Origin of the sequence: Streptomyces sp. NBC_00286, assembly GCF_036173125.1 — a bacterium.
GTDB lineage: Bacteria > Actinomycetota > Actinomycetes > Streptomycetales > Streptomycetaceae > Streptomyces.
The window spans coordinates 2,644,509-2,660,188 of sequence record NZ_CP108054.1; the positions used below are offsets into that span (position 1 = coordinate 2,644,509).

Annotated in this window: 12 protein-coding genes and 1 pseudogene; 4 read left to right on the top strand and 9 right to left on the bottom strand. The window is 70.5% G+C overall.

All coding sequences use genetic code 11. The features are described from left to right. Nucleotides 1-94: 94 nt before the first annotated feature. The gene (locus tag OHT21_RS11935) at nt 95-1,381 is read right to left on the bottom strand and encodes an AI-2E family transporter (protein ID WP_328768243.1); all 1,287 of its coding nucleotides are present in this window, start codon (nt 1,379-1,381) and stop codon (nt 95-97) included. Nucleotides 1,382-1,441: 60 nt separating this feature from the next. Then, complete coding sequence (locus OHT21_RS11940) at nt 1,442-1,636, bottom strand: DUF3046 domain-containing protein (RefSeq protein ID WP_328768244.1); 195 nt, start codon at nt 1,634-1,636, stop codon at nt 1,442-1,444. Between the two features lie 79 nt (nt 1,637-1,715). Between OHT21_RS11940 and OHT21_RS11945 the strand changes: the two genes are divergently transcribed. Then, complete coding sequence (locus OHT21_RS11945) at nt 1,716-2,660, top strand: hypothetical protein (RefSeq protein ID WP_328768245.1); 945 nt, start codon at nt 1,716-1,718, stop codon at nt 2,658-2,660. Between the two features lie 79 nt (nt 2,661-2,739). Here the strand turns inward: OHT21_RS11945 and OHT21_RS11950 are convergent, their stop codons facing one another. The 3 genes and pseudogenes from OHT21_RS11950 to OHT21_RS11960 form a co-directional block, all read right to left on the bottom strand. Then, nucleotides 2,740-3,048 (bottom strand): AzlD domain-containing protein, encoded by a 309-nt coding sequence (locus tag OHT21_RS11950; RefSeq protein WP_328768246.1) that lies wholly within the window; start codon nt 3,046-3,048, stop codon nt 2,740-2,742. After that, the gene (locus OHT21_RS11955) at nt 3,045-3,815 is read right to left on the bottom strand and encodes an AzlC family ABC transporter permease (protein WP_328768247.1); all 771 of its coding nucleotides are present in this window, start codon (nt 3,813-3,815) and stop codon (nt 3,045-3,047) included. Before OHT21_RS11955 ends, OHT21_RS11950 begins: the two co-directional genes overlap by 4 nt. A 113-nt stretch (nt 3,816-3,928) precedes the next feature. Continuing rightward, nucleotides 3,929-4,945 (bottom strand): annotated as a pseudogene (locus OHT21_RS11960) (AraC family transcriptional regulator); the annotation flags it as partial. 47 nt (nt 4,946-4,992) lie between these two features. Between OHT21_RS11960 and OHT21_RS11965 the strand changes: the two are divergent. The 3 genes from OHT21_RS11965 to OHT21_RS11975 all read left to right on the top strand — a co-directional run bounded on the left by OHT21_RS11965 (nt 4,993) and on the right by OHT21_RS11975 (nt 11,679). Then, nucleotides 4,993-9,768 (top strand): ATP-dependent helicase, encoded by a 4,776-nt coding sequence (locus tag OHT21_RS11965; RefSeq protein ID WP_328768248.1) that lies wholly within the window; start codon nt 4,993-4,995, stop codon nt 9,766-9,768. Between the two features lie 237 nt (nt 9,769-10,005). Continuing rightward, nucleotides 10,006-10,878 carry an Fpg/Nei family DNA glycosylase gene (locus OHT21_RS11970; protein WP_328768249.1) on the top strand — a complete coding sequence of 291 codons (873 nt, stop codon included), beginning with the start codon at nt 10,006-10,008 and terminating at the stop codon, nt 10,876-10,878. Nucleotides 10,879-10,914: 36 nt separating this feature from the next. Then, nucleotides 10,915-11,679, top strand: a complete 765-nt coding sequence (locus OHT21_RS11975; RefSeq protein WP_328768250.1) for an SDR family NAD(P)-dependent oxidoreductase — start codon at nt 10,915-10,917, stop codon at nt 11,677-11,679. A gap of 741 nt (nt 11,680-12,420) precedes the next feature. Here OHT21_RS11975 and OHT21_RS11980 read toward each other — a convergent pair. From OHT21_RS11980 to rimO, 4 genes are all read right to left on the bottom strand, one after another. Continuing rightward, nucleotides 12,421-12,795 (bottom strand): helix-turn-helix domain-containing protein, encoded by a 375-nt coding sequence (locus tag OHT21_RS11980; RefSeq protein WP_328768251.1) that lies wholly within the window; start codon nt 12,793-12,795, stop codon nt 12,421-12,423. Between the two features lie 109 nt (nt 12,796-12,904). Further along, nucleotides 12,905-13,453 (bottom strand): CinA family protein, encoded by a 549-nt coding sequence (locus tag OHT21_RS11985; protein ID WP_443050349.1) that lies wholly within the window; start codon nt 13,451-13,453, stop codon nt 12,905-12,907. Further along, on the bottom strand, nt 13,450-14,181 hold the full coding sequence (pgsA, locus tag OHT21_RS11990) for a CDP-diacylglycerol--glycerol-3-phosphate 3-phosphatidyltransferase (RefSeq protein WP_328768252.1): 732 nt from the start codon (nt 14,179-14,181) through the stop codon (nt 13,450-13,452). Before pgsA ends, OHT21_RS11985 begins: the two co-directional genes overlap by 4 nt. Next, a complete protein-coding gene (gene rimO / locus OHT21_RS11995; protein WP_328768253.1) occupies nt 14,178-15,650 on the bottom strand; it encodes a 30S ribosomal protein S12 methylthiotransferase RimO in 1,473 nt (490 codons plus the stop codon). The genes pgsA and rimO overlap by 4 nt, the downstream gene beginning before the upstream one ends. Nucleotides 15,651-15,680: the final 30 nt, after the last annotated feature.

The window sequence follows — 15,680 nt, forward strand, 5'->3', positions numbered from 1 at the left end:
CCCCGCCGGAGATTCCATAAGAATGGATGTTCGATTTTGGTGTCAAGCGCACCACCCGCCTCAATCGCGACCCGTGGGCGTGTGCGCGGATGCGCTACGAGGAGTCCCGCACCGCTTCCCCGTCCGCTTCCTCCGCCGCTTCGCTTTCCACTACCGGCTGCGCCCTCCCTGGCCCGCTCAAAACGCCTCGTAGGCGCGCGAGGAGAGCGCTCGAGCCCCGCCTACGGTGCCCCTGCACCCGAGGGTCGTCCGTCACGTCGTACCGCTTCACATACGCCCCCAGGAACGCCTGCAGCGTGGCGACGGCGGGGATGGCTATCAGTGCGCCGACGGCGCCGAGCAGCGCGGTGCCCGCGATGACGGACCCGAAGGCCACTGCCGGGTGGACGTCCACGGTTCTGGCGGTCAGCTTGGGCTGCAGCACGTAGTTCTCGAACTGCTGGTAGACCACGACGAAGATCATCACCCACAGCGCGTACCAGGGATTGACCGTGAAGGCGATCAGCATGGGCAGGGCGCCGGCGAGGTAGGTGCCGATCGTGGGGATGAACTGCGAGACCAGGCCCACCCAGACGGCGAGCACGGGGGCGTAGTCCACTTCGAGGGTCTCCAGCAGGATGTAGTGCGCTATGCCGGAGATCAGTGCCATCAGGCCGCGTGAGTAGATGTATCCGCCGGTCTTGTTGACGGCGATTTCCCAGGCGCGCAGCACCTCGGCCTGGCGGGCGGGCGGCAGTACGGAGCACAGCGCGCGCCGCAGTCGCGGTCCGTCGGCGGCGAAGTAGAACGAGAACAGTGTGATCGTCAGGAGTTGGAAGAGACCGCCGACGACCTGGGCGGACACGTCGAGGACGCCGCCTGCGCTGTTCTGCACGTATCTGCGGAGCCAGTCGGAGCGGAGCAGGCTGTCCTGGATGTCGACGCGGCTGAGCTCAGTGTGGAAGGTCGTGTTGATCCAGCTGATCACCGAGTCGACGTACTTCGGGAACTCTTCGACGATGTCGATGATCTGTCCGGCGAGCATCGAGCCGAGCAGGGTGACGAAGCCTGCGCCCGCGATCATCACTGCGAAGAACACGAGGGCGGTGGCCAGTCCTCTGCGCATGCCGTACGCGGCCATCCAGCTCACCGCGGGTTCGATGGCGAGTGCCAGGAAGAACGCGATCAGGATGTTGATCAGCAGCCCGGTCAGCTGGTGGAAGGCCCAACTGCCCAGTTGGAAGCAGGCGATGAGGGTGAGGGCGAGTACCATGGCGCGTGGCAGCCAGCGTGGCATGCGGGTGCGCCCCGTCGGGTCTTCGGTCGAGGGCCGCGTGGGCGGCGTCGTGCCGAGCGGGGATGCCTGCTGTGCGACCTGGGCGGTCTCGTCTGTCGATGCCACCGTCCAAGTCTCGCCCACGCCACCGACAATCGGTCCCGGTCTTCGGATCCTCGTGGTCGCTCAGCGCCTTTCGTGCGGAACGTTCATGGCGGTGCACACCGCGCGCCACACGTCCTTTGCCTCCCAGCCCGCGTCCAGCGCCTGGTGGACGGTGCGTCCGCCGAGTTCCGACATGACGTGATCGCGCGCGAAGGTGTCGGCGTATCCCTTGCCGAAGTGTTCCGCCATCCGCTGCCAGAAGACCGTCAACCGCATGACTCCAGTATCCCGCCCCTGAGGGTGGGTCCGAGCCGGGACCGCTTGTCGAGAACGCTTTCCGCCCTACGGTCGGGCCATGGCCGAAACTGGAGCATCCCCACTCCCCCCGAAGCGCCCGGCGCACTCCCTGCTCACCCGCGCCGAGCACTTCGTCTGGCTGACCGCGCGCGTGCTGGAGCAGCGGCGTTTCGCGTACCACTTCCTCGGTGGCAGTGCCGACGCGGTGGAGACCGCGCTGGCGGCGTACCGCAATGACGACGAGGGGTACGGTCACGCGCTCGAGCCCGATCTCCGGGGCCCGGTCAGCCAGCCCCTGCACACCGGGCACGCGCTGCGCGTCCTGGACTCGATCGGTCGGTGCGGCGGGCAGCGGGTAGAGCGTGTGTGCCGTTATCTGACCGCCGTGTCGACGCAGGACGGCGCGCTGCCGGCGATCCATCCCAGCCAGCGCGGCTATCCGGTGGCGCCCTTCGTGCCGGTCGTGGACGACCCGCCCAGTGAACTCCTCGCCACAGGACCCGTCGTGGGCTTGCTGCACCGCAACGAGGTGTGGCACGCCTGGCTGTTCAGGGCCACCGACTTCTGCTGGCAGGCGGTGGAGTCCTTGGAGAAGTCGCATCCGTACGAGATCGAGGCGGCCGTGGCTTTTCTGGACTCCGCGCCCGATCGTTCGCGTGCGGAGGCGGCGGCCGACCGGCTCGGCCGTCTGGTGCGCGAGCATCGGCTCGTTGCGCTTGCCCCGGAGCGGCGTGAGGAGTTTCCGGTGGCGCCGGGTTACGCACCGGGCGAGCACCACTTCGCGCACGACTACGCGAAGACGCCGGACTCGCTCGCGCGCGCGTGGTTCACCGACGAGGAGATGGATCGCTCGCTGGACTTCCTGGCCAACGAGCAGGAGGAGGACGGCGGTTGGCCGATCCGTTGGCGACAGTGGGCGCCGGGCACCGCCCTGGAGGCGCGTCCGATCGTCACGATCGAGGCGCTGCGTACTCTGCGGGCGTACGGGCGGCCTGTCGGCTGACGTGCCCAGGGCCGGGCGTCTAGGGCGGCGCGTACGTAAACCGGCCTCCACGCGCGCGTGCCGCCCCCCGCCCGCTGCGTCAGCCGGTCATCGCCCGCACCCCTGCCGTGACCAACACGGCCGCCGCGACGACGAGCAGGAAGGGAGCCCGCAGAAGCAGCGCCACGGCGGCTGCCGCAAGCCCCGCGGCCTTCGCGTCAAGGTGCAGGACCCGGCCGTCGGCGAAGGTCTGCTGGGCCGTAAGAGCGGCCAGCAGAGCGACGGGTAGTAGGGCGGCCATCCGTTGGACGAGCGGCCTTTCCAGGACCCCCGCGGGGACGAGGAGACCGATGAGCTTGACGGCGTAGCAGCCGACGGCGGTCACGCCGATCGCGATCCAGATGTTCAACGGTCTTCCCCCAGTGCGTCTGGTACGTCGTCGGCGGGCTCCTCAGTGGTCGTACGACCCCTGCGGCGGCCCTCCGCCCACAGGACGGCCGGTGCGGAAAGCGCGGCCACCAGGACGGGCACACCGGCGGGCAGTACGGGCAGAAGTCCGAGGCCCAGGACGACTGCGAGGCCTGCGACGGCCCGCTCCGTGGTCGTCTTGAGCATCGGCGCGAGGAGGGCCAGGAAGACGGCGGGCCCGGCGGCGTCCAGGCCCCAGGCGTTGGTGTCGCCGATTGCTTCGGCCCCCAGTGCGCCGAGCAATGTGGTGAGGTTCCACAGCACGTAGAGGGTCAGCCCGGTGACGGTGAAGCCGATGCGCACACTGCGTCGAGTGGGTTGGGCGAGCGCGACGGCCGCGGTCTCGTCGATGACCCACTGGGCGGCGAACGGCCGCGTCGCGCGCGGGAGGGCCAGCAACTGCGACAGACGCAGCCCGTAGAAGGCGTTGCGTACCCCCAGGAAGAACGCGCCCGCGGCGGCGGTGAAGGGGTTTCCTCCGGCCGCCAGCGCCCCTACGAGGGCGAACTGCGAGGCGCCGGTGAACACCAGGAGGCTGAGTGCGCAGGTCTGCAGCAGGGTGAGGCCGCTTCCTGCCGAGGTCACTCCGAAGGCGAAGCCGGACAGTCCGACGGCGACCCCGACGCCGAGGGCGTCTCGTACGACGGCGGCGTCGGGTTTTCCGCGTTCTTCACGGTGTGTGTCTGGGAGTGCTGTCTGTTCTGCCACGCCTCGGACGGTAGAAGGAGCCTCTCCTGTGGGTCTTGTACGTTCTTGCGCTCGCGCTGGTACGCCCCTGGCGGCACGCCCACGATCCGGGTGAAGTGGCGGTTGAGGTGCGGCTGGTCGGTGAAGCCCACGGCGTGGGCGGCTTCGGCGGGTGCGGTGCCGGCGTCGAGGAGGTGGCGTGCGCGGCGTACGCGGGCGTCGGTGAGCCAGGCGTGGGGAGGCATGCCGTAGGTGTCCCGGAAGGCACGCAGCAGCGCGAAGGGGCTGGTGCCGAGGTCGGCGGCGAGCCGTTCCAGGGTGGGCGGCTCGGTCATGCGTTCCTCTAGGACGGCACGCGCGCGTGCCGCGATTCGGGCGCCTGCCGTGCGCGGGGTGCGCTGCGGGAGCGGGCCTCCGTTCAGTCGCAGGAGTCGGGTCACGGCGACTCTCAGCAGGGTGTCGGCGGCGAGTGCGTTGCCTTCGTCGGCGGCGCGCAGGACTTGGTGGACCAGGCGCACGGCGTAGGGGTCGTCGAGCACAGGGGCGGTGAATCCGGGGGTGCCGCGGATCACGGTGGTTTCGGCGGCGATCTCGGCCACCAGGTCGGGGGACGGGTAGACCGCCCCGTACCGCCAGCCCTCGGGGCTGCCCGCGCGACCGGTGTGCGGGGTGTCTGGGTTGACCAGGGCCAGGGAGCCGGGTCCCGCGTACTGGTCCGCGCCGCCGTGGTGGAAGACTTCGACGCCGTCTGCGATGGCGGCGATGACGAAGTTCTCGTGGGTGTGCCGGACGAAGGTCTTCCGGATGTACCGGGCGCGCAGCAGATCGACGTCTGGCAGTTCCGGGTACCGCCAGTGCCGCGCTCGCTCGCCGGAACTTGCCATGTGCCCATTCTGCGTCAGGTCGCCCGTTGGGTTCGGGGGGTTTTCGAGCAGTGCGGGCATGGGATGCTGCCGGGCCCGGACTCGGTCCTCCGCTGGGAGCTGAGCGGTTCGGGGCGACGATGCGGGGCGGCAGGTGCGTACGCCCCCATCAGGTGCGTATGCCCTCATCGCGGCGCGTAGCACCCCGCACCGCAGCCTGCGCCGGCCCTCGCCACAGCCCGTTCCTCTGGCTCCGGCGCCTCGCGCCGACCCCCGCCGCGAGACCATTTTCGCAGGTCAGACGCATTGTCAGTGGCGAGGTGCAGGATGGGGGCATGGTCAGGTCTGCACACGATGCCCTCGACGGCTTCTCGCCCGCGACCCGCGGCTGGTTCACGGGTGCTTTCTCCGCGCCCACCGACGCCCAGGCCGGGGCGTGGCGAGCTATCGGGGAGGGCTCGGACGTGCTCGTGGTTGCGCCGACCGGCTCCGGCAAGACGCTGGCCGCGTTCCTCGCCGCGCTGGACCAGCTGGCCTCGACACCGCCCCCGGCCGACCCCAAGAAGCGCTGCCGGGTGTTGTACGTGTCGCCGCTCAAGGCGCTCGCGGTCGACGTCGAGCGGAACCTGCGCAGTCCGCTGACCGGCATCAAGCAAGAAGCGGTGCGCCTCGGGCTGCCCGAGCCCGAAGTCAAGGTCGGCATCCGTTCCGGGGACACCCCGGCAGCCGAGCGCCGCGCGCTGTCCACGCGGCCGCCGGACATCCTGATCACGACTCCGGAGTCGCTGTTCCTGATGCTCACCTCGGCCACGCGCGACGCGCTGACCGGTATCGAGACGGTGATCCTGGATGAGGTGCACGCGGTCGCGGGCACCAAGCGCGGCGCCCATCTCGCCCTGACCCTGGAGCGGCTCGACGAGCTGCTGCCGAAGCCGGCGCGCCGCATCGGCCTGTCCGCGACGGTGCGTCCGGTGGACGAAGTGGCGCGCTATCTCTCGCCGCGCCGCAAGGTGGAGATCGTCCAGCCGCCGTCCGGCAAGGAGTTCGACCTGTCGGTGGTGGTTCCGGTCGAGGATCTCGCCGAGTTGGGAGGTTCCCCGGTCGCGGACTCCGAGGAGGGTGCCGAGCGCCCGTCGATCTGGCCGCATGTCGAGGAGCGGATCGCCGATCTCGTCCAGGCACACCGCTCGACGATCGTGTTCGCGAATTCCCGGCGGCTCGCAGAGCGGCTGTGCAACCGGCTCAACGAGATCGCGTACGAGAGGGCGACGGGTGAGCCTCTGGAGGAGCACCATGGTCCGGCCGAGCTGATGGGCGGTTCGGGCGCGGCGCAGGGTGCCCCGCCCGTCATCGCGCGCGCCCACCACGGCTCGGTTTCCAAGGAGCAGCGCGCGCTGGTCGAGGAGGACCTCAAGGCCGGCCGACTGCCTGCGGTGGTCGCCACCTCCAGTCTGGAACTGGGCATCGACATGGGCGCGGTGGACCTCGTCGTGCAGGTCGAGTCCCCGCCGTCGGTGGCCTCCGGGCTGCAGCGCGTCGGCCGCGCGGGGCACCAGGTCGGGGCTGTCTCCACCGGTGTCGTCTTCCCGAAGTACCGAGGGGATCTCGTCCAGGCCGCCGTCGTGACCGAGCGGATGCGCACCGGCTCCATCGAGTCCCTCCGTGTCCCCGCCAATCCCCTGGATGTGCTGGCTCAGCAGTTGGTCGCCATGACCGCCCTGGACACCTGGCAGGTCGACGACCTGCTCGCGACGGTCCGCCGGGCGGCTCCCTTCGCATCGCTTCCGGAGTCCGCGTTCACGGCGGTGCTGGATATGCTCGCGGGCCGCTATCCGTCCGACGCCTTCGCGGAGTTGAGGCCGCGCGTCGTCTGGGACCGGGTTGCCGGGACGGTCACCGGGCGCCCCGGTGCGCAGCGCCTCGCCGTCACCTCCGGGGGCACGATTCCGGACCGGGGCCTCTTCGGGGTGTTCCTCGCGGGCGCCGATCCCAAGAAGGGCGGCGGCCGGGTCGGCGAGCTCGACGAGGAGATGGTCTACGAATCCCGGACCGGCGATGTCTTCACGCTCGGCACCAGCTCCTGGCGCATCGAGGACATCACACGCGACCGCGTCCTCGTCTCGCCCGCGCCCGGTGTGCCGGGCAGGCTGCCGTTCTGGAAAGGCGACCAGCTGGGCCGCCCGCTCGAACTGGGCCGCGCGGTGGGCGCTTTCCTGCGCGAGGTCGGCTCCCTGCCCAAGGACGACGCCCGGCTCCGGCTCCTCGCCGCCGGCCTCGATGCCTGGGCCGCCGACAACGTCCTGTCCTATCTGGCCGAACAGCGTGAGGCCTGCGGTCACATCCCGGACGACCGCACCATCGTCGTCGAGCGGTTCCGCGACGAACTGGGCGACTGGCGAGTCGTCGTGCACTCCCCCTTCGGCGCCCAGGTCCACGCCCCGTGGGCCCTCGCGCTGGGCGCCCGCCTCTCCGAGCGGTACGGCATGGAGGCGCAGGTCATGCACGCCGACGACGGCATCGTACTGCGCCTCCCTGACGCCGATCTGCTGGGCCTGGACCTGCTCGACCAGGAGCCCGTGAAGCTGGGCACGGAGTACGACTCGGAGCAGGCACCCGTGGGCGCGGCGGACGTCGCCTTCGACAAGGGCGAGGTCGATCAGATCGTCACCGACCAGGTCGGCGGCTCCGCCCTGTTCGCGTCTCGCTTCCGCGAGTGCGCCGCCCGCGCCCTGCTGCTGCCGCGCCGCAATCCCGGCAAGCGCACCCCGCTGTGGCAGCAGCGCCAGCGTGCCTCCCAACTGCTCCAGGTGGCCAGCGAGTTCGGCTCCTTCCCGATCGTCCTGGAGGCGGTCCGCGAGTGCCTTCAGGATGTCTTCGACGTCCCCGGCCTCGCGGAACTGATGGGCGACATCGAGTCCCGCAAGGTGCGGCTGGTCGAGGTCACCACGCCGGTTCCGTCACCGTTCGCGCGGTCACTGCTGTTCGGATACGTCGCACAGTTCCTGTACGAGGGCGACTCCCCGCTCGCCGAGCGACGCGCCGCAGCCCTCTCGCTGGACTCCCGGCTCCTCGCCGAACTTCTCGGCCAGGCCGAGCTGCGCGAGCTGCTGGACGCCGACGTCCTGAGCGAGTTGGAGCGCGAACTCCAGTGGCTCACCGAGGACCGCCGTGCCAAGGACGTCGAGAGCGTCGCGGACCTGCTGCGCTTGCTCGGCCCCCTCACGGACGCGGAACTGACCGAGCGCGGCGCCGAACCGGAGTGGGCCCCGGAGCTGGCGGCGTCCCGGCGCGCCATCCGGGTCCGGGTCGCCGGGGCCGACCACTGGGCGGCGATCGAGGACGCGGGCCGACTGCGTGACGCGCTCGGCACGGCACTGCCTGTCGGCGTCCCCGAAGCCTTCACCGAGCCGGTCAAGGACCCGCTCGGCGACCTCCTCGCGCGGTACGCACGCACCCACGGCCCGTTCACCTCGACCGCGGCGGCGGCGCGCTTCGGCCTCGGCACGGCGGTCACCGAGGGCGCCCTGCAGCGGCTCGCCGCGAGCGGCCGTGTCGTACAAGGAGAGTTCCACCCCGCTGGCATCGGCCAGGAATGGTGCGACGCGACGGTGCTGCGGCGGCTGCGGCGCCGTTCGCTCGCGGCGCTGCGACAGGAGCTGGAGCCGGTGCCGCCCGCCGCGCTCGCCCAGTTCCTGCCGCAGTGGCAGCACCTGGGCAGCGGACACGGACTGCGCGGCATCGACGGTCTCGTCCGCGCCATCGAGCAGCTGCAGGGTGCCTCGGTGCCCGCCTCCGCCCTCGAGAAACTCGTCCTGCCGTCCCGGGTCGCGAACTACGCACCGGCGATGCTCGACGAGCTGACCGCCGCCGGCGAGGTGGTATGGGCCGGAGCCGGCGCGCTGCCCGGCAAGGACGGCTGGGTGTCCCTGTATCTGGCGGACGCCGCTCCCCTGCTGCTGCCAGCCCCGCATCCTCTGGAGCTGACCGCGCTCCACCAGTCGGTCCTCGACACCCTCTCGGGGGGCTACGGACTCTTCTTCCGACAGATCGCCGACCAGATCCGCGCCACCACGCACCCCGACGCCACCGACCCCCAACTCGCCGACGTCCTCTGGGACCTGGCCTGGTCGGGCCGGCTGACGAACGACACCCTCGGCCCAATGCGCTCGCTCCTGGGATCGGGCCGCACCGCGGGTTCCACCGCCCATCGCGCGAAGCGCACGGTCCCGCGCGGGCGGTACGGCAGCCTGACGGCCGCGGCGCGCCCCGCCTCCCGTAGCGGCCCTCCCACCGTCGCGGGCCGTTGGTCATTGCTCCCTGACCGCGAGGCCGATCCCACCGTGCGCGCCCACGCCCTGGCCCGCACCCTGCTCGACCGGCACGGCGTGGTCACCCGGGGCGCGGTCACGGCGGAAGGAGTCGAGGGCGGCTTCTCGGCGACGTACCGCATCTTGTCCGCCTTCGAAGACAGCGGACAGGCACGCCGTGGCTATGTGGTGGAGGGGCTCGGTGCCGCGCAGTTCGCGATGGACGGCGCGGTGGACCGGCTGCGCGCGGCGGCGAACGCACGCGAGCGAGGCGAAACCCTGCCAGAGCCGGGGTTCCCGAGCGCGCCCGAGTTCTTGGGCGACACCAACGGCTTCCCAGACCCCTACGCCGACGCCCACTCCGGCACCGGCTTCCCCGGCGGCCCCGCCTCCCGTCCCCGTCCGAGCAACGCCACCCGTGCCGTCGTCCTGGCCACCGCCGACCCGGCGAACGCCTATGGGGCGGCCCTTCCCTGGCCCGACCCTCCGGACGGGGCGGGTCACAAGCCCGGCCGCAAGGCGGGTTCCCTGGTCGTGCTGGTCGACGGCGAGCTGGCCCTCTACATGGAGCGCGGCGGCAAGACCCTCCTGGCCTGGCCCTCCACCTCGGATGACATACCGCTGAACGACCCGCGTCTGCGCATAGCCGCCGAGGCCCTCTCCGCGGCCGCCCGCGCGGGCTCCCTCGGCACGGTCACGGTGGAGCGTGTGAACGGCGCCTCGGCCCTGACGTCGCCCTTCGGCACGCTCCTGGAAGGAGCCGGTTTCCACGCGACACCGCGGGGCCTACGCCTCCGGGCATAGGACCAGCCGAGGCCGTACACCCGTACCAGCAGACCGATGCCCGCTCGAGGCCACGGCCCGGACCTGCCTGATCCCCGCCACCACTTCCCTCCCCATAACCGCTCCCCTCCCAGCCGCCGCTCCCCACCCGGCAGACCAGCCACGCCTCCCGCCCTCAGCCGCGCAACCTACCCTCCACCAGCCTCCCCGCGTTCCCGACCAAGACGCACCCGCCCACCCCATGCCACCCTGGACCCCATGCCCGAAGGAGACACCGTCTGGCAGACCGCCCGGCGCCTGCACACGGCGCTCGCGGGCCGCGTGCTCACGCGCTCAGACTTCCGGGTGCCCCAGTACGCGACGGCCGACCTCACCGGGCGCACCGTCCTGGACGTCACCCCACGCGGAAAGCACCTGCTCATCCGCATCGAGGGCGGGCTGACGCTGCATACGCATCTGAGGATGGACGGTTCCTGGAAGGTGTACGCGTCCGGCCAGCGCTGGAGCGGCGGCCCCGGTCACCAGATCCGCGTGATCCTCGGCACCGCGGAGCACACAGCGGTCGGCTACCGGCTCCCCGTACTCGAACTGCTCCGCAGCACCGAGGAGCACCGGGCCGTGGGCCACCTCGGCCCCGACCTTCTGGGCCCTGACTGGAACCCCGACAAGGCCCTGGAGAACCTCCTGCGCGACCCGGCCCGCCCGCTCGGCGAAGCCCTCCTCGACCAGCGCAATCTCGCCGGAATCGGCAACGTCTACAAGAGTGAGCTCTGCTTCCTGCTCGGGGTCACCCCATGGCTGCCCATCAGCGACCTCGACGCCGAACGTGCCGCCCAGTTGCCCGCCCTCGCCAAGAAACTCCTGGAAGCCAACCGCGACCGCCCCGCCCGCAGCACCACGGGTCGCCGCGACCAGAACCTCTACGTCTACGGCCGCGCGCCCCGCCCATGCCTGCGCTGCCGCACCTCGATCCGTACGGCGAACCAGGGCGACGGCTCGCGAGAGCGGCCCACGTACTGGTGCCCGACATGCCAGTCCGGCCCGGTCCCCGAGACAAGGCCCTCCCGATCACGTACACCCTCGTCACGTACAAGCCCGCCACCTAGGACGCCACCCATCTCGTACGAGTAATTGACGACCCGTCAGAAACCCTCGTACGGTCCTTACATGCCTGTCACGGCGTACGACCTCACCGGACGCACCGCCTTCGTCACCGGCGCCGCAAGCGGCATCGGCCGCGCCTGTGCAGTGCTGCTCGCCGAGGCGGGAGCCGTCGTCCACTGCGCGGACCGCGACGACCAGGGCCTCGACGAGACAGCGACCCTGATCAAGGACAAGGGCGGCGTGGCCCACACATACGCCCTCGACGTCACCGACCGCGCCCGGCTCGGCCAGGCGGTCGCGGCCTGCGAGCGCCTCGATGTGATGGCCGCCGTCGCCGGGATCATGCACAACAGCCCGGTCCTGGAGACCCGCGACGAGGACCTCGACCGAGTACTCGGCGTCAACTTCAAGGGCGTGCTCTACGCGTGCCAGGAGGCAGCCCGCGCCATGATCGCGTCCGGGACGCGCGGCAGCATCGTCACCATGGCCTCGGGCGCCGTCGACACCGGAGGGCCCGGGCTGCTCTGCTACGGGGCGGCGAAGGCGGCAGTCGTCCAGTTGACGAAGACCCTGGCGACCGAGATGGGGCCGCACGGCATCCGCGTCAACGCGGTCGCACCGGGCTGGATCCGTACGCCCATGACGGACCGCCACGACGACGAGGCCCAAGCGCGGACCGAAGCGGTCATGGCACGGATGTCACCACTGGGCCGGGTCGGCGAACCGGAGGACATCGCGCACGCCGTCCTGCATCTCGCCTGCGACGCCTCAGCCTTCACAACCGGCCAGATCCTCCGCCCGAACGGCGGCGTAGCCATGCCCTGGTAGGCACCGCGCGGACCACTCCCCAGAGCGCAATCCAGGCCCCGGTCAGCCCTGTGCGGGACCATCAGCCTTGGGCGGGACTCAGCCTTGGACGGCCCTTCAACCTCGGGCCGGATCTTCAGCCTTGACCCGAGCCTTCGGCACACAGTGCACCGGAAGCAGACTCAACCCCCACCCCCCAGCCACGACCATCCCCTCCCACGCCCCGGCATCCGACGCAAACGCCCATCGCACCACCCCCCACCACCACAGCGCCCCGCCCCCCAGAACCAGCCCCCACCGCCCTATTCGCACCGCCCGCCCCGCCATAGCACCACCTCCAACCGCCAACCGCCGCTAAACCGCGGCCGTCAACCACCGGCAGGGCGCATCAATCCCCGAGGCGCACCCAACGCACCCACACACCAAAGGCGCCGCGACTCAGCTTCAAGCGCCCCGGCCCCTCAACCATCGCCGTCCACGGACAACCCGGCAAACGGAGCAATAGTGATGAAACCGAAACCGAATGCCCACATGCCCACATGCCCACATGCCCACATGCCCACGACAGCATCCATCCGGAACGTACAGATCCCCCAGCCGCCGCCCTCCACCAACGCAAAAACCCCGACCGCACCCCTCCAGGTCTCCCCGGAGAGGCCCCGATCGGGGCCCTCACACAGTCCTCAGCCGGTTCTCAGCTCATGTGAGCCGACTCACGGCTCTCATGCCTCTCACGACCGGCCGAGCACAGACCCGCAGCCGTCAGGCAGCGACTACGTCGACCGCCTCGGTCGGCGCCTTGATCGTCACTCGTTCCGGTGGAACACCGGTCACTGACACGGAATTGAGCATCGGGCGTACTGGCGTGGGCACAGGCTCGGTGACCGCTGCCGACTGGGCCAGCTCGGCGAGCGCGAGTTCGTCGCTCACTTCTCGCATGAGCTCGGACATCCGTACGTCCAGCGCGTCGCAGATCGCGGAGAGCAGTTCGGAGGAAGCCTCCTTCTGCCCCCGCTCCACCTCGGAGAGATAGCCGAGTGAGACTCGGGCGGACGAGGAGACTTCGCGCAGAGTACGGCCCTGGCGCTGGCGCTGCCGACGCAGCACGTCACCAAGCAGGCGACGGAGCAGAATCATCGGTGGCTCCCTCCTCGGGCCGTGTAGCCGGATCCTTCTCGCCCCACCGTACCGCCTTGCGCCGCGGCCGTGCGGGGAGCGATGTCGTGTTCACTCAGGGCTGCAAACATCAATTCCCCCCGTTCTGTTCCGTATCCTGTGCCCGCTCATTTCCCAACTGTTCCTGCTCGAGCTCCGCCAGGAGAAGCCCGAGCACGCTCCGTACACTCTCCATACGGATTTCCGTCCGGCCGCCGTTCAACCGCAGCGACGCCACTTTCCCGCCACCAAAACGGCCGCCGACCTCCACGGAAGGCCCGTCGACGGCAATGAAAACCGTGCCGACCGGCTGCCCGTCCTGGGTTTCGGGCCCCGCGACACCGGTCGTCGCAAGGCCCCAATCCGCGCCGAGCGCCTTACGAACGCCGACCGCCATCTGGGCCGCGACCTGCGGATCCACCGCCCCGCGCTGTTCCAGCAGGGTGGCGTCGACGCCGAGTACATCCCGCTTCACATCGGTGGCGTACGAGGTCACGGAGCCGCGGAAGGCCTTGGACGCCCCCGGGGCCGCGGTGATCTCCGCTGCCACCAAACCACCCGTCAGCGACTCGGCGACGGCCAGCGTCTCGCCTCTCACTGTCAGTAGTCTCAGCACTTCAGCGGCCTGGGCAGCAATCATTCCGCCTCCTTCGCCGCTGCTTTCCGCTCGGCGAGACCCTGGCGTCGCAGCACAATGGCTTGTCTCACATAGTCGAGCCCGGTCACCACGGTCAGGGCGACCGCCACAGCCATCACCCAGAACCTCAGGGTCGCCAATGGCCCCGTCAGCGCCAGGACGTACATCCCGACCGCCGTGCCCTGGGCGAGCGTCTTCATCTTGCCGCCGCGGCTCGCGGGAATGACGCCGTAGCGGATAACCAGGAAACGCAGCAGCGTAATTCCAAGTTCCCGGCCGAGGATGACACCCGTCACCCACCACGGCAGATCGCCGAGCGAGGACAGACAGATGAGCGCTGCCCCCATGATCGCTTTGTCGGCGATCGGGTCGGCGATCTTCCCGAAGTCGGTGACGAGGTTGTACGTCCGCGCAAGGTGGCCGTCGAAGATGTCGGTGATCATGGCAACCGCGAAGGCAGCCCAGGCCCAGGCCCGCCAGACGGGGTCGTAGCCGCCCTCGGCGAGCATGAGCGCGACGAAGCCCGGCACCAGCAGGAGGCGGAGCATGGTCAGGAGGTTCGCGACATTCCAGACGCTGGCCTGATTGACGGCCACGGCGCCCAGCTTCCCGCCGCGGGACGACTTCGAGCCCTGAGCACCGGAAGCGCCCGTACCGGAGGCGCTTGCGGCAGCACCACGCGTGCCCGGCGCGCCGGGGCCGCCCGCCGCGGATGCCGGGACTCCCGTCATCTGGCAGCCTCCTCAGGACCTGCGAGCGAGCCCGGGAGGGGCTCGGCCACCAGGTCGACACCTTCCGTACCGACCACCTTCGCCTCGACCATACGGCCGACCGTCAGGCCTTCGCCGCTCGTGAACAGCACCTGGCCGTCGGTCTCCGGCGCCTGGTGCGCCGCACGGCCGAACGCGCCCTCGGCGGCGTCGAGCGACTCGACCAGCACCTCCACGGTCTCGCCGACACGCTCCTCGGCCCGCTGCGAGACCAGCTCCTCCGCGAGCCGCGCGACCCGGGCCAGCCGCTCGGCAACGACGTCCTCGTCCAGCTTGTTCTCGTACGTCGCCGCTTCCGTGCCCTCCTCGTCGGAGTACCCGAAGACGCCGATCGCGTCCAGCCGCGCGCCGTTCAGGAACCGCTCCAACTCGGCCAGATCGTCCGCGCTCTCGCCGGGGAAGCCCACGATGAAGTTGGACCGCACGCCCGCCTGCGGGGCCCTGGTGCGGATCGTGTCGAGCAGTTCCAGGAACCTGTCGGTGTCCCCGAAGCGCCGCATCGCGCGCAGCACGCCGGGAGCGGAGTGCTGGAAGGAAAGGTCGAAGTAGGGCGCGATCTTCGGCGTCGAGGTCAGTACGTCGATGAGCCCGGGCCGCATCTCGGCGGGCTGTAGATAGCTGACCCGCACGCGCTCGATCCCGTCGACCTCGGCGAGTTCGGGCAGCAGCGTCTCCAGGAGCCGGATGTCGCCCAGGTCCTTGCCGTACGAGGTGTTGTTCTCGGAGACCAGCATGATCTCCTTGACGCCCTGCTCGGCCAGCCAGCGCGTCTCGCCCAGGACGTCGGACGGCCGCCGCGAGATGAACGAGCCCCGGAAGGACGGGATGGCGCAGAAGGAGCAGCGCCGGTCGCAGCCCGAGGCCAGCTTCACCGAGGCGACCGGAGAGCCGTCGAGGCGGCGCCGCAGGGGTGCACGGGGGCCTGAAGAGGGAGCGAGCCCCTCCGGGAGGTCCACGGGGCCGTGCCCGGGGAGCGCGACCTCGGTGGCGGACTCCTGCCGTTCGGCAGGGCTGATCGGCAACAGCTTGCGGCGGTCCCGCGGGGTGTGCGCGGCGTGTATCCCGCCGTTCAGGATGGTCTGGAGCCGGTCGGAGATGTCCGCGTAGTCGTCGAAGCCCAGCACGCCGTCGGCCTCGGGAAGGGCCTCGGCGAGCTCCTTGCCGTACCGCTCGGCCATGCAGCCGACGGCGACGACGGCCTGGGTTCTGCCGTGTCCCTTGAGGTCGTTGGCCTCAAGGAGGGCGTCGACGGAGTCCTTCTTGGCGGCTTCGACGAAGCCGCACGTGTTCACGACGGCGACGTCGGCTTCCTCGGCGTCCTTCACGAGATGCCAGCCGTCCGCCTCCAAGCGGCCTGCGAGCTCCTCCGAGTCCACCTCGTTACGAGCGCAGCCAAGAGTGACGAGTGCGACGGTACGGCGTTCAGGCATGCGCTCAAGACTACTTCGTCCCACTGACAG

Bases quoted from the DNA above. Each gene is read 5' to 3' on its own strand.
- OHT21_RS11940 (WP_328768244.1), bottom strand. From the start codon at position 1,636: ATGCGGTTGACGGTCTTCTGGCAGCGGATGGCGGAACACTTCGGCAAG.
- OHT21_RS11945 (WP_328768245.1), top strand. From the start codon at position 1,716: ATGGCCGAAACTGGAGCATCCCCACTCCCCCCGAAGCGCCCGGCGCAC.
- OHT21_RS11965 (WP_328768248.1), top strand. From the start codon at position 4,993: ATGGTCAGGTCTGCACACGATGCCCTCGACGGCTTCTCGCCCGCGACC.
- OHT21_RS11970 (WP_328768249.1), top strand. From the start codon at position 10,006: ATGCCCGAAGGAGACACCGTCTGGCAGACCGCCCGGCGCCTGCACACG.
- OHT21_RS11975 (WP_328768250.1), top strand. From the start codon at position 10,915: ATGCCTGTCACGGCGTACGACCTCACCGGACGCACCGCCTTCGTCACC.
- OHT21_RS11980 (WP_328768251.1), bottom strand. From the start codon at position 12,795: ATGATTCTGCTCCGTCGCCTGCTTGGTGACGTGCTGCGTCGGCAGCGC.
- OHT21_RS11985 (WP_443050349.1), bottom strand. From the start codon at position 13,453: ATGATTGCTGCCCAGGCCGCTGAAGTGCTGAGACTACTGACAGTGAGA.
- pgsA (WP_328768252.1), bottom strand. From the start codon at position 14,181: ATGACGGGAGTCCCGGCATCCGCGGCGGGCGGCCCCGGCGCGCCGGGC.
- rimO (WP_328768253.1), bottom strand. From the start codon at position 15,650: ATGCCTGAACGCCGTACCGTCGCACTCGTCACTCTTGGCTGCGCTCGT.